Consider the following 14,692-nt stretch of genomic DNA (forward strand, 5'->3'; position numbering starts at 1 on the left):
CTAAAATCTAAAATCTAAAATCTAAAATCTAAAATCTAAAATCTAAAATCTATCCCGAAGCCTCGGGACTAAAATCTATCCCGTCCCAAAGCTTCGGGATCGGACTAAATCTCGATTATTTTTCTTTTCTGCGTTTGCGTTCTGCTTTAATCATAGATAATTCGCGGCTTGTTTGTCCGGCAACAGAAGTATTTTCTTCAGCACGACGAATTAAATAAGGCATAACATCTCTTACAGGTCCAAACGGTAAATATTTCGCAACATTATAGCCGTTTTCCGCTAAGTTATAACTGATATTATCGCTCATTCCGTATAATTGTCCAAACCATATTATGGAATCATTTTTAGCAATTCCTTTTTGAGCCATCATTTCCATTAATTTGTACGAGCTCAATTCGTTGTGAGTTCCCGCAAAAATGGCCATTTTTTCAATGTGGTCCAACATGTAATGAACTGCATTATCATAATTAACATCAGTCGCTTCTTTCGAAACGCAAATTGGAGAAACGTATCCTTTCTCTTCGGCCCGTTTGTTTTCTTTTTCCATATAAGCACCACGAACCAGTTTCATTCCAATATAGAATCCTTCGGTTTTAGCAATATCATGAAGTTTTTTTAGGTAATCCAAACGATCCCAACGATACATTTGAAGCGTGTTAAATACAATTGCCTTATCCTTATTGTATTTACGCATCATATTGGTAACCAGTTCGTCTGCAGCATCCTGCATCCAGCTCTCTTCTCCATCAATTAATAAAGCAACATCCTTTTTATGGGCTTCACTGCAAATTTTATCAAAACGAGCCACCACTCTGTCCCATTCTGTCTGCTCTGCAGGAGTTAGAGTTTGCTTTTCTCCAAGTTTCTCGTATAATTCAAAACGCCCTAAACCAGTAGGTTTAAAGACTGCAAACGGAATTGCAAGACGTTCTTTGGCAAAATCAACTGTTCTTAACGTCATTTCCAACGCAGCGTCAAATTGTTCTTCCTCTTCTTTTCCTTCAACAGAATAATCCAAAACAGACGAAACCCCTTTGGTAAACATTTTATCTACCACAGTTAGACAGTCATTTTCATTAACACCACCACAAAAATGGTCAAAAACAGTTGCACGAATTAATCCTTCTACTGGCAAATGAGCTTTAATTGCAAAATTTGTTACAGCAGTTCCAATTCTTACTAAAGGCTCGCTGTCAATCATTTTAAAAAGAAAATAAGCTCTGTCTAGTTCCGTATCGCTTTTAAGAGAGAACGCAACCTGGGTATTATCGAATATCTTTTCCATTAAATTTATTTTTTATGCAAATATAGAGACTGTTTTGAATATTCTTTACCAAACAAGCTTCAATTTTTGCATATTAATAATAAGATGTTTTAAATGCAAAACTAAATTAAACACAAAGATGCGATCTTAAAACAAAAAACAAATTAAAAGAGTGCTTTTCCAACAAAATTAGAGCAAAAGTTTGAATATTATTTAGCTGAAAATGCCGTATTTTGTGCTTTCAATTAACTATATCTATATGCAATCGATTCAGGCCAATAATTATTTCGTACATTTTAACGACAATGCATACGAAGCTTTAAATAAACATTTACGTGAAACCAAATATTCAAACCTATTTATAATTGTTGACGATCAGACCAATGAATATTGTTTGCCAAAATTTATTCCATTACTGGAAACAGAACTTGCAATTGAAATTATTGAATTTGAAGCTGGTGAAGCCAATAAAAATATCGAAACCTGTATAGAAATCTGGAACATACTTACCGAGCTGGGTGGAGACAGAAAATCTCTTATTATAAATCTGGGAGGGGGTGTTGTAACGGATTTGGGCGGATTTGTAGCGTCGACTTTTAAACGTGGTGTTGATTTTATCAATATTCCTACCACCCTCTTATCTATGGTTGATGCTTCTGTCGGAGGAAAAACAGGTGTTGACTTAGGGAATTTAAAAAACCAGATCGGAGTAATCAACGTTCCTCAAATGGTTTTAATTGATACCGGATATCTCGAAACTTTATCGCAAAGTGAAATGCGTTCGGGCCTGGCAGAAATGCTAAAACACGGATTAATTTTTGATGCTCCTTACTGGAGGCAGTTTTCAGATCTGAAATCCATTATTTTTGATGATTTGGATGAATTAATATATCGTTCTGTAGAAATTAAAAATGAAATTGTTATTCAGGATCCGACAGAAAAAAACATCCGCAAAGCATTAAATTTTGGACATACTTTAGGACATGCTATTGAAAGTTACTTTTTGGAAAGCGAATCGAAAACCACTTTACTTCACGGAGAAGCGATCGCTGTCGGAATGATTCTGGAAAGTTATATCTCCCTTAAAAAAAATCTGATTTCAGAACCGGAATATATAGAAATCAAAACCATCATTAAAGGCATTTATGATGATGTTATTTTTGAAGAAATTGACATTGAACCAATCCTTGAATTACTGATTCATGACAAAAAAAATGAATATGGTTTAATTCAGTTTGCATTAATTGAAGGTATCGGAAAAATAAAAATTAACCAATCCGTTGAAAATAAATTGATTCTAGAAGCGTTTGAGGATTATAAATCTTAAACTTTTTTTAATCAAAAGCATTGCATTTGGTATAATTTATTTTTTACATTTGCCACATGAAAACAAACAAGCAGCAAAGGCGCTTTAGCTCTTACAGAAACCGACTCAACAGTTCTTTACTTAGAATGTTGAACCGTTTTTACAATAGTAAAAGTCCGTTGTGTTTTGATGTTTTTCAATGTTCAAAGGCCGAGCATGAAAAATTACCAATAATATTTGCCAATATTAGAGTTTGAATTGAGATTTACCATTAAAAATCCTTAAATTTAAAATACAATCTCTAAACGTTGACATATAAATGAATACAAAATATTCGGACTTAATAAATCAAACATACTATTTCCCTCAGGAAGAATTTAAGTTAAACAAAGACAACCTTCAATTTCATAATATTGATTTAATGAAATTGGTTGAACAATATGGAACTCCATTAAAATTTACTTATTTACCTCAGATTTCTGAAAACATTAATAAGGCCAAAGCCTGGTTCAGAAAATCGATGGAAAAGAACAAATACGAAGCAAAGTATTATTATTGTTATTGTACAAAAAGCTCTCATTTTGAATATATTATGAATGAAGCTTTCAAGAATAACATTCATATCGAAACTTCGTCTGCGTTTGATGTTAACATTGTTGAAAATTTGCTGGAAAACGGAAAAATCAACAAAAGTACTTATGTGATCTGTAACGGTTTTAAAAGAGATGAATACGTTTCTAATATCGCTCGATTAATAAATAACGGACATAAAAATACAATTCCGATTATTGATAATTATGAGGAGTTAGATTTACTTCAGTCAGAAATTAAAGGGAAATTCAAAATTGGAATCCGTATTGCTGCTGAAGAAGAACCTAAATTCGAGTTTTATACCTCAAGATTAGGAATTGGATACAAAAACATTGTTTCTTTTTATAAAAAACAAATTCAGGAAAATGACAGACTGGAGCTTAAAATGCTTCACTTCTTTATCAATACCGGAATTAACGATACTTCCTATTACTGGAATGAGCTTGTAAAATGTATTAAAGTTTACATTGCTCTTAAAAAAGAATGTCCAACTCTGGACGGTCTTAATATAGGCGGCGGATTCCCAATTAAGAACTCGCTTGCTTTTGATTATGATTATCAATATATGATTGATGAAATTATCAATCAGATTAAAATTGCCTGTGATGAAGCAGAGGTTGACGTTCCTAATATTTTTACAGAATTTGGTTCGTTTACAGTTGGTGAAAGTGGTGGTGCAATCTATCAGATTTTGTACCAAAAACAGCAAAATGACAGAGAAAAATGGAATATGATTGACTCGTCATTCATTACTACTCTGCCGGATACCTGGGCGATCAACAAACGTTTTATTATGCTGGCAGTTAACCGCTGGAACGATACTTACGAACGGGTACTTTTGGGGGGGTTAACTTGCGACAGTGATGATTACTACAACTCTGAGCAAAATATGAACGCCATTTATCTGCCTAAGTATAACAAAGAGAAACCTTTATATATCGGTTTCTTTAATACCGGAGCTTATCAGGAAACCATTGGAGGATACGGAGGTCTGCACCACTGTTTGATTCCGCAGCCAAAACATATTTTAATCGATCGTGATGAAAATGGAATTCTGGCTACCGAAGTTTTCTCAGAACAACAGACTTCTGATGATGTTTTGAAAATTTTAGGTTACAAAAAAAAGTTATAAAAAAAACGCTAAATTAAGTTTCATAAGTATTTATAAAATTCTTAATTTGCGGTTACATACAAAAAGGTTAAACTTTTTAATTCAAAAAAAAACAAAAAACAAAAGAAATGAAAGGACCAATCAGTCAGTTTATTGAAAAACATTATTTGCATTTTAATTCTGCTTCACTTGTGGATGCTGCAAAAGCATACGAACAACAGCTGGCAAATGGTGCAAAGATGATGGTAAGTATGGCTGGCGCTATGAGTACAGCAGAAATTGGTAAAATTTTTGCCGAAATTATTAGACAGGATAAAGTACAAATTATTTCATGTACCGGTGCCAATCTTGAAGAGGACATCATGAATTTGGTTGCACACTCACACTATGAAAGAGTACCAAATTATCGTGACCTTACACCAGAAGATGAATGGGCGTTATTAGAAAGAGGATTAAACCGTGTTACAGATACTTGTATTCCAGAGCATGAAGCATTCCGTCGTTTGCAAAAACATATTTACAAGATCTGGAAAGATGCAGATGATAAAGGAGAACGTTATTTTCCACATGAGTTCATGTATAAAATGTTGTTATCAGGTGTTTTAGAAGAATATTACGAAATTGATTTAAAAGATAGCTGGATGTATGCAGCTGCTGAGAAAAATTTACCAATTATCGTTCCGGGATGGGAAGATAGTACAATGGGAAATATCTTCGCATCATACGTAATCAAAGGTGATTTAAAAGCATCTACGATGAAATCCGGTATAGAATACATGACATTCCTTGCAGACTGGTATCCAAAAAACAGTTCTAACGGAATCGGATTCTTCCAAATTGGTGGTGGTATCGCAGGAGATTTTCCTATTTGCGTGGTACCTATGTTGTACCAGGATATGGAAATGCATGATATTCCGTTTTGGAGTTATTTCTGCCAAATTTCAGATTCTACAACAAGTTACGGTTCTTATTCAGGAGCAGTTCCTAATGAGAAAATCACTTGGGGTAAATTAGACATTAAAACCCCAAAATTTATTATTGAGTCGGATGCGACAATTGTTGCACCATTAATTTTTGCCTATTTATTAGATTTATAAAATAATTTATGAAGAGAGTTATAGTAGACTACGCTAAACTTACCAATGAAATTCTAAACCTTTTGGTTGAAAAATTTCCTGATGGTTATGATGATTCAGATGTAATTCGTTTTAGAAATGCTAAAAACGAATTAATCGAAGCTGTTGAAGTTCGTACTGAAGATACAATTTACTTAGTTAAAATTAGTACTAAACTTGCTGACAGAATTGAAAACTACGATGAAGATGATGATTTAGATGTTGATGTAGATGCAATTGCGCCAGTAAAAGGTCTGGATCTGGACGACGATATTAGCGACGATGAAGACGAAGATGACAATATTGACAAACCAGATTCTGACGGTGGAGACGACGACGATGACGACGATGACAACGAAAAAGCGGACACTGATTATGATGAAGACGAAGAAGATGAAGATTAATTTATCTCTTTAAAATATAAAGGAACTCAAACGAGTTCCTTTTTTTTTCACATTATCTTATTTCAAATAAATCCTTTTAAAATTTGTAGGATTATTTTTAAGTTTTATCTTTCTGCAAATATTTATATTATTTCAAAAATGACTTCGGAACTATTACACGCCACACTAAAAGAAAATTTTGGTTTTGAAAAATTCAGGCCCAATCAGGAAACTATCATTAATACAATTTTAGGTGGTGAAGATGCCCTGGCGATTATGCCGACAGGTGGTGGAAAATCAATTTGTTTTCAGCTTCCGGCTTTAATTTTACCTGGAATTACAATTGTCATTTCTCCTTTAATTGCATTAATGAAAGATCAGGTCGATAGTCTGAAAACAAACGGAATTGCAGCCTGCTATATAAACAGTAGTCAGTCGTCTCAGGAACAGCAATATTATATTGATAATCTAAAATCCAACACTTTTAAGCTTGTTTATATTGCTCCCGAAAGTTTATCTTATTTAGATGTCGTATTTAATGAACTGAATATCAGTTTAATTGCTATTGATGAAGCACATTGTATTTCATCCTGGGGACATGATTTTAGACCGGCCTATACCAATTTGGGCTATTTAAAGAGCCGCTTCCCTTCTACTCCAGTTCTCGCACTGACAGCAACAGCAGATAAAGCAACCCGTACAGATATAGTAAAACAATTAAATTTAAAAGCGCCAAAGACTTTTATAGCGTCATTTGATCGGGCAAATTTAAGTTTAGAAGTACGTCCCGCTTTAGATCGGGTCAAACAAATTATTGATTTCATAGAAAAGAAACCTTATGAATCGGGTATTATTTATTGCTTAAGCAGAAAAACAACAGAAGAACTTGCAGAAAAATTAAAGAAAAGCGGTATTAGTGCAAAAGCCTATCATGCTGGTTTAGATAATGATACAAGAGCAAAAACGCAGGATCAGTTTATAAATGACGATTGTCAGGTGGTGTGTGCAACGATAGCTTTCGGAATGGGAATTGATAAATCTAATGTTCGTTGGGTCATTCATTACAATCTGCCAAAAAATATTGAAGGTTATTATCAGGAAATTGGCCGTGCGGGACGTGACGGACTTCCTGCAGAAACGGTTTTGTTTGAAAGTTATGCAGATGTAATTCAGCTTCAGAAATTTGCATCCGAAGGACTAAATTCAGATGTACAGCTTGCCAAATTAGAGCGCATGAAACAATATGCAGATGCTGTAAGCTGCCGCAGAAAGATTCTGCTTTCTTATTTTGGAGAACTGGTAACAGAGAACTGTGGAAATTGTGACATTTGTCAAAATCCACCCATTTTTTTCGACGGAACAGTTTTGGCTCAAAAAGCTTTATCTGCTATCACCCGTTTAAAGGAATCTGAATCACTCGCCGTTATTGTCGACTTTTTAAGAGGATCTAAAAACGCCTATATTTACGAAAAAAATTATCAGACACTTAAAACCTACGGGATTGGTGATGACATTTCCTGGTACGATTGGAATCAATATCTTATTCAGTTAATCAATTTAGGTTACTGCGAAATTGCATTTCATCAGCATAATAAAATTCTCCTTACTCCTTTTGCGAAGAAGGTTTTATATGAAGGAGAAAAAGTAAAACTAACAACGGTTGTCAAAAAAGTAATTGATAAAAACGAAGTTAAAGTTGCCAATGCCAAAACCGCTAAAAATTCTCTGTTTGAAACACTTCGTAAACTTCGATATGAAATTGCGCAGGAAGAAGAAGTTCCGGCGTATGTAATATTTAGTGATGCGTCGCTGAGACAAATGGAAGTCTTAAGACCTATGACAGATGAAGATTTCTTAGCTGTTGAAGGTGTTGGAAAAGCAAAACTGGAAAAATATGGTTCTGAATTTATAAAAGCCATAATTGAATTTCAAAGAAATAAATCGGTTGTAAAAAAAGAGAAAAAAGATAATACCTATAAAAAAACATTGGAATTATTTCAAAACGGAATTTCAATTGAGGAAATTGCACAGCAACGTAACTTAAGTGCTACCACCATAATTTCGCATTTAGCGAAATTATATGTTGACGGATATAATATAGATATAAGCCAATTTGTTTCTGAAGATGAAATTTCAAAAATTCAGCAGGCCCAAATCGAATTAGAAAATCCAAATGCATTAAAATCATATTTTGATTATTTTGAAGAAAAAATGTCATATGATAAAATTCGATTTGGTCTGGCGTTTATAGAGAAAGCTAAACAAAATGATAGTAAGAATGACAAATCTTATTCTGTTGAAAAAGTTCGGGAAGTATATTCTGAAGCCTATAAAAAATGGGAAGATCAGGAAGATTCAAAACTTAGAAAGCTTTACGGCGAAGGAAAAAAAGTAGAAGAAATTGCTTTATTGCTAGGAAGAAATAACGGTTCGATCACTTCGAGAATAAAAAAATTAGAATTAAATTCTTAATCCATTTTATTTAAAAGATATCATAAAATAAAAAACCCGACAAATTTTAAATCTGTCGGGTTAACTTTTATAGATATAAAATTTTATAAATATCTTTCTTCAAAAACTTTTTGATGATGTTTTTGATGTCCAATCATTACAAAACCTAAAGCACGTACAGAAATTTGATTATTAGAAGCTGTTCCAATTTTCTTAAGTTGTTCTTCAGATAAGCTTTTATAAAACAGTAAAGTTGAATGTCTTAGCGCTGAAAATTCAGTCAGTAATTCCTGAATACTTCTTCTGTTAGAATCTGTATTATTAGCATAATCGTCTTCCTCAAAACTTGCCAAAGACGTTTGGTCATTTCTTGAAAAACGCAAAGCGCGGTAAGCAAAAATTCGTTCCGAATCCATTAAATGCTGAATAATATCTTTTATTGTCCATTTGCCTTCCGCGTAGCGATAATCAAATTTATCCATCGGAATATTTTGAACAAATCTGATAAATTCATGAAGAGAAATTTCCAATTCTTCAATTAAAATTCCATCTCCAGCCTGTTTGATATAAGTACCAAAATTTCCGGCATATTCATTTTCTAATAATTCTGCTGCTTTCATTTTTTATTTTTTAAGCTGAATTTCTACTTGCATTAGTATTTCCGAATAGTGATCTGGTCACAATTTTTTCATACACTTTTATCAATTCTTCATTTGGAACTTCTTCTTTATTTAACTCATTGATTCTCAATAAGGCATATTGCTGAATTGTCAGCAATGGCAAAACAATGCGCTCTCTGATCTGAATAGAAGCGATACCATCAGGATAATTTTCCATTAGAGTTTTATGACCAGCGATTTTCAACAACAATCTTTTTGTTTCTGAAAATTCATCAAAAATGATCTGCCAGAATTCACCAAACTCAGGATCATTTCTCATGTAAGCTGTCAATGGTAAAAATGATTTTGCCAGAGACATCATACTGTTTTCAAGTAAGGTCTTGAAAAATAATGAATTATGATATAAATCACTCACTTTATCCCATTGTCCGGATTCTTCAAAATGCTTTAGTGCAGAACCTACACCAAAAAATCCCGGAACGTTTTGTTTTAACTGACTCCATGAACCAACAAATGGAATTGCTCTTAAATCTGCAAAATCCAATTGCTCAGATTTGCTTCTTTTAGATGGGCGGCTTCCGATATTTGTTTTGGAGTAATATTTCAGCGTACTCATTTTTTCCAGATAAGGAATAAATTTTGGATGATTTTTAAAACTCAGGTATTTATCATAACCTAAATTAGCCAACTGAGTCAGAATCTCTGTCTCTTCCGGACTTAATTCATTTTTTCCTTTACTGAATACCTGATTTGTTACACCGGCACTTAATAAGTTTTCGATATTATAACGGCAAGAATCTAAAGTTCCAAAATTAGAACTAATTGTCTGACCCTGAACTGTAATCTGTATTTCGTTGTTTTCAATTTTTGGTCCCAGAGAAGCATAGAATTTATGCGTTTTTCCACCGCCTCGAGCAGGAGGTCCGCCACGTCCGTCAAAGAAAATGACTTTGATTCCGTATTTTCTTGAAATATCAGTCAACGAAATTTTGGCCTGGTAAATACTCCAGTTTGCCATTAGGTAACCACCATCTTTAGTTCCGTCAGAGAAACCAAGCATAATAGTCTGCTTATTTCCTCGAGATTGTAAATGCTTGGAATATTCCGGATTTGTGTATAATTGCTCCATTATTGAATGCGCGTTTTGCAAATCATCTACAGATTCAAAAAGTGGAATAATATCAACTGTCGGATTTTCCCAATTATTCAGACGAATCATCGCGAAGGTTTCCATTACATTTAATGCACTTTCGTTATTACTTATAATGTAACGGTTTGCGCCTTCCTCTCCATTGTTTTTCTGAATGGTTTTAATGGCGTGAACAGATTCTAAAGTCGATTGTGTAATTTCATTTTCAAAATCAGCCGGATTTAAATTTCCTTTTACTTTAGAAAGGACATCTATTTTTTGCGCTTCTGTCAGTTCAAAATAATTTTTAGGAAAAACTTCTGAACCAGAATTCAGGTAATAATTCACTACATCTTTAAATACAATATTGTGAATTTTACTATTCTGACGAACATCTAAAGTCGCAAAATGGAATCCAAACAAATTGATTTTTACTAAAAACGCTTCTAGCTCATCTAAATATAATGACTGATGTTTCTCAATAATTATAGTTCGAATCTTATCCAATTGTGTTAATAATTCCTCTAGTGTAATAAAAATTTCACCTTTAGAATAAAAAACAGAACGATAAAGTTTATGTTCAAGTTCTGATACCAAAGTATCTACGCCTGAGAAAGTTAACTTGCGTTTTAAGTTTCTCATTTCAATATAATAACACTTTAAAATAGAAGTACGTAAACGATCTGCAACTTTAAGTGTTATCTCTGTAGTAACAAAAGGATTTCCGTCGCGGTCACCACCTGGCCAGAAACCTAATTTAATTAATTGATTTTGGATGGCATTCCCTTCTAAAATATTTTTCTGAAGGTAATGAACAATTTCTCCTGCCGTCGCATAAAAAACATTTTCAAGATACCAGATTAAGCTCACAGCTTCATCATAGGGATTTGGTTTTTCGTTTTGAATAAAAGGAGTCTTCCCTAGCTGAGCCAGCAATTGCTTAATTTGAAGTAAATCATTCTGACGAATAGCTTCGGTCAAATCGTTTATAATTCCTAACACAGGTCCCGGATAAAACTGTGTTGGATGCGCAGTTAAAACAGTGCGAACATTGAAATTCTCCAGAAATTCAATTAGTTCGTGATCTTTTTCTTTAGCATCAGACTTTTCTTTTATATCTCTTAAAGATCCGCGTCCTTCCATATTGTTAACTTCAGGGAAAGCAGCATCTTCAATAGCATCAAACAATACAATTTGTCGCTCTATATATTGAATAAAACGAAACATTAAATCGATCTTTTCGCTTTCAGAAGCATTGTTCAGGAATTTATCCGAAAAGAAATTTACGATTTCTTTCGGCGTCTCTTGTTTTTTAAATCCTGTTTCACAAGTCTCTGTAAATAAAGGAAGTAGAACTCCTGTATTATCTATAGAATCAAATGGCAATGTTATAAAAACACTGTTATAAATGTGGTATTTGGAGAGAACGTCCTGATTAAAACGTTCGATTTTCGGCAACGTATACATAAATTCGCTTTATAGTTGGTTGGTTAATTGGTCATAAAAAAACCCCAAGAATAAACTTGAGGTTATATTTTTGATATAGCATTCAAGAAAACTTCTTACATATTTTTAAAAATAGTATGCATCAAACGCTTCTTGTCATTAATACTTTCCTCTAGTGAAATCATTGTTTCTGTTCTGTAAACACCTTCAATATCATCAATCATAAAGATAACTTCTTTTGCATGTTTAGTATCTTTTGCTCTGATTTTGCAAAAGATATTAAATTTACCTGTAGTAACAGAAGCTACGGTAACAAATGGAATTTGATTAATTCGCTCTAATACAAATTTTGTTTGAGACGTATTATTCAGAAAAACACCTACATAAGCAATAAATGAATACCCTAATTTATCGTAGTCTAAGGCTAAAGAAGAACCCATGATAATACCTGCGTCTTCCATCTTTTTTACTCTAACATGTACTGTTCCAGCAGATATCAATAATTTTTTTGCAATGTCAGTAAACGGAACTCTCGTATTGTCTATTAACATATCTAAAATCTGGTGATCTACTTCATCTAAACGAAATTTACTCATAATTGTTTAATTAATATTACTAATTGCTATTACAAAGTATAAAATTATATATAAAAAACAACAAATTCACATAAAAATTAACTTTTTATTAATCCGTTAACAAATTTAACATTTTTATTTAAATAAAAATTTGCCTGTTGACCACTTATAGGAAAATTTCCCGTTTCATCAGAATATTCTGCGCCTTTTGCGTCATATTCGAAATGTCCGAAATAATTTTCCAACTCACCTACTTCAACTATGTAAGCGTTAAAATGAATCTTATTTTCGATTAATTCCTCTTTGTATTGTGCGACAAAATTCGTAATAATTTCGATACCATCATAATTTATTTTGACATTTTTATACATAAAATCATAAAAAACCACGTTATTTTGTGAAATATTCAAATATTCACCAAATCGATTATCAACTAAATCGTTTTCGGAAATAAGTTGAAAGCTCAAAATTAACGAGAAAAATATGTACTTACGGGTAATTTCCCTTTCATAGTCGCCTGGATAATGTCCTGCTTCAAATAATATAGTCGGTACGCCTAAAAATTGAAAAGTGTCTCCGATACAATTAATATTAAAGGAATCATCAAAGCGACCCACTTGCTCGGGAATATATTTTTGAAGTTCTTTATTGATTCCCGCTATCACATGTATAGCTTTTAAACGATTCTCATTAACCTCTCTCTCTTCATTATAGGATGGTGCTAAAAATGAAACTGTCGCTGGTTTACCGGTTGTCCCTGCGCCAAAAATGGTGCGCTGATCGTGAAGATTAAAGCAAAAATGGGGTTTAAAGCGCTCAAAAACCTCTCGTAGTAGCTGACTTTCGGGTTGCGTCAGCTCTTGTGAATCTCTGTTTAAATCAATTTCATTCGCATTTGCACGTTTATAAAGTCTCGCCCCGTCAGGATTTAAAATCGGAATAGCATAAAAGGTAAAATTTTTAAGCATCACTTTTGCCAAATCACTATCGCCATTTAAAAAATTGATGAAATCGAATAGTGCTTTGGTTGTGGTACTTTCGTTACCGTGCATTTGAGACCATAAATATATACGGGTTTCTCCATGACCAATTTGATAACTATATATAGGTTCACCTAAAACCGACTCACCAATTTTTTGTACCTGATCGCTTGTGTTTAATTTATCTAAAAGTGGTTTAATATGATCGAGCGTCAAATATCTTCCTGAGATAGATTGCTCTTTATATTGTTCAAAAAGTTCTTCTAAATTCATTGTGTTTTGATTAGTTTACAAAAGTAAACATCTTTATTTTTACATTTGTAAACATCTAAAAAATGAAGTAATTTAATTTTGTAAACATTAATTCTGATGGTATTTGAAAGTTATAGTGTCTCTGACTCCACAATAATTTACAATGTTAAGATTTATAGTGTAAAACTTCATTTTCAATTACTTAAGTAATTTCATCTAATGTTTTAATTTTATATAAATTTACCAGTTTAAGATTTTAACAAGTGTAAAATTGTTTCCACAACATAAATTGTTTACATTTGTAAATACTCATTTTTTAATAACGAATTTACAATGGTAAACATAGATGACTTTGTAAAAAGACTTGAACTTGTACTGGATTATTACGGACTTAATGCCTCTGCATTTGCAGATAAAATTGGCGTTCAGCGTTCGAGTATGTCTCACCTTTTGTCTGGCAGAAATAAGCCAAGTTTAGATTTTGTTCTAAAAATTCTGGAAGTTTTTCCAGAGGTAGATTTGTATTGGATGCTATTGGGTAAAGGAAGTTTTCCGAAAAATAATAACCAGGCTATTCCTGAAGATATAAAAGCTTCTACTCCATTTTCATCAAATCAAAATTTAAAAGAAAATTCAAATCAGGATTTATTTTCTTTAGGAGAAATAAATGGTGAAGAAGTGGAAGAGAAAAAAAAATCGCCGGAGGTTTTAAAGTCCAGTTTGATTTTAGGAAATGATGAAATCGAGAAAATTGTTTTACTTTATAAAAATGGAACTTTTAAAACGTATTCTCCATAAATTAAGAAGTAACGCATATTTGAACACCACTAAAGAAATTTTTCAAATACGCGATTCTCACGCATTTGAAAAATTCGCATATATCTTATAATTTGAAACCATTTTCAGGTATTTTACCTAAAACCTCTTCATAATGCTTTTTTAAAATTTTTAGATCAGCATCATAATCTCCGGTTGGAAAAAATGGTTTCGCAAAATTTACTTCTTTTTTGCCCCAGTTAAAAGTTACAGCTACGATTGGCACTTTCGCTTTAAGCGCTATAAAATAAAATCCGGTTTTAATTTCGTTTACTTTTTTACGTGTTCCTTCGGGAGCAACCGCCAGACGAAAAACTTCTTTTCTCTCAAAAATCGCAGCTATCGCATCGACTTTGTTTAGTCCGCCTGAACGATCGAGTGGTTCGCCGCCCACATTTTTAAAATAATAGTGGAATGGAAATCGAAATAATTCCTTTTTTCCAACCCAATTCATTTCCAGTCCTGAGATTCCACGGGTAAAAAGACCAATGTAAAAGTCATGATTACTGGTATGAGGCATAACCATTAGTACACATTTTTTTACCTCCGCATTTTCCATTCCCACTATTTTCCAGCCCATTAGCTTAAAAAATAAGAATTTGTACAATAGTTTTTTCATTAAAGCTTTATTATTTCGTGCAAAATAAAAGATT

General features: G+C 32.9%; 12 protein-coding genes. 6 read left to right on the forward strand and 6 right to left on the reverse strand.

What is annotated here, in order from left to right; all coding sequences use genetic code 11:
* Positions 1 to 115 precede the first annotated feature (115 nt).
* The gene (locus tag ABEB31_RS21060; protein WP_347053638.1) at positions 116 to 1,285 is read right to left on the reverse strand and encodes a proline dehydrogenase family protein; all 1,170 of its coding nucleotides are present in this window, start codon (positions 1,283 to 1,285) and stop codon (positions 116 to 118) included.
* Positions 1,286 to 1,523: 238 nt separating this feature from the next.
* Here ABEB31_RS21060 and aroB point away from each other — a divergent pair, with 238 nt between their 5' ends.
* The 5 genes from aroB (at position 1,524) to recQ (ending at position 8,242) form a co-directional block, all read left to right on the forward strand.
* On the forward strand, positions 1,524 to 2,591 hold the full coding sequence (gene aroB, locus ABEB31_RS21065; protein ID WP_347053639.1) for a 3-dehydroquinate synthase: 1,068 nt from the start codon (positions 1,524 to 1,526) through the stop codon (positions 2,589 to 2,591).
* Between the two features lie 298 nt (positions 2,592 to 2,889).
* Entirely contained in the window at positions 2,890 to 4,293 is a 1,404-nt protein-coding gene (locus ABEB31_RS21070; protein ID WP_347053640.1) for a type III PLP-dependent enzyme domain-containing protein, read from the forward strand.
* Positions 4,294 to 4,400: 107 nt separating this feature from the next.
* Positions 4,401 to 5,369, forward strand: a complete 969-nt coding sequence (locus ABEB31_RS21075; RefSeq protein WP_347053641.1) for a deoxyhypusine synthase family protein — start codon at positions 4,401 to 4,403, stop codon at positions 5,367 to 5,369.
* 8 nt (positions 5,370 to 5,377) lie between these two features.
* A complete protein-coding gene (locus ABEB31_RS21080) occupies positions 5,378 to 5,791 on the forward strand; it encodes a DNA primase (protein WP_347053642.1) in 414 nt (137 codons plus the stop codon).
* Between the two features lie 138 nt (positions 5,792 to 5,929).
* Positions 5,930 to 8,242 (forward strand): DNA helicase RecQ, encoded by a 2,313-nt coding sequence (recQ, locus tag ABEB31_RS21085; RefSeq protein ID WP_347053643.1) that lies wholly within the window; start codon positions 5,930 to 5,932, stop codon positions 8,240 to 8,242.
* Positions 8,243 to 8,325: 83 nt separating this feature from the next.
* Here recQ and ABEB31_RS21090 read toward each other — a convergent pair whose 3' ends face one another.
* From ABEB31_RS21090 to ABEB31_RS21105, 4 genes are all read right to left on the reverse strand, one after another.
* A complete protein-coding gene (locus ABEB31_RS21090) occupies positions 8,326 to 8,841 on the reverse strand; it encodes a DinB family protein (RefSeq protein WP_347053644.1) in 516 nt (171 codons plus the stop codon).
* 10 nt (positions 8,842 to 8,851) lie between these two features.
* Positions 8,852 to 11,437, reverse strand: a complete 2,586-nt coding sequence (locus tag ABEB31_RS21095) for a phosphoenolpyruvate carboxylase (RefSeq protein WP_347053645.1) — start codon at positions 11,435 to 11,437, stop codon at positions 8,852 to 8,854.
* A gap of 95 nt (positions 11,438 to 11,532) precedes the next feature.
* A complete protein-coding gene (locus ABEB31_RS21100) occupies positions 11,533 to 12,012 on the reverse strand; it encodes an Lrp/AsnC family transcriptional regulator (RefSeq protein ID WP_007805990.1) in 480 nt (159 codons plus the stop codon).
* A 77-nt stretch (positions 12,013 to 12,089) separates the two neighbouring features.
* Positions 12,090 to 13,244, reverse strand: a complete 1,155-nt coding sequence (locus ABEB31_RS21105; RefSeq protein WP_347053646.1) for a M14 family metallopeptidase — start codon at positions 13,242 to 13,244, stop codon at positions 12,090 to 12,092.
* Positions 13,245 to 13,556: 312 nt separating this feature from the next.
* On the opposite strand from ABEB31_RS21105, the gene ABEB31_RS21110 reads away from it, so the two are divergent.
* Entirely contained in the window at positions 13,557 to 14,021 is a 465-nt protein-coding gene (locus tag ABEB31_RS21110; protein WP_347053647.1) for a helix-turn-helix domain-containing protein, read from the forward strand.
* 85 nt (positions 14,022 to 14,106) lie between these two features.
* Here the strand turns inward: ABEB31_RS21110 and ABEB31_RS21115 are convergent, their stop codons facing one another.
* On the reverse strand, positions 14,107 to 14,658 hold the full coding sequence (locus ABEB31_RS21115; protein ID WP_347053648.1) for a 1-acyl-sn-glycerol-3-phosphate acyltransferase: 552 nt from the start codon (positions 14,656 to 14,658) through the stop codon (positions 14,107 to 14,109).
* Positions 14,659 to 14,692 lie beyond the last annotated feature (34 nt).

Origin of the sequence: Flavobacterium olei (genome assembly GCF_039749035.1) — a bacterium.
In the GTDB taxonomy this organism is placed as follows: domain Bacteria; phylum Bacteroidota; class Bacteroidia; order Flavobacteriales; family Flavobacteriaceae; genus Flavobacterium; species Flavobacterium olei.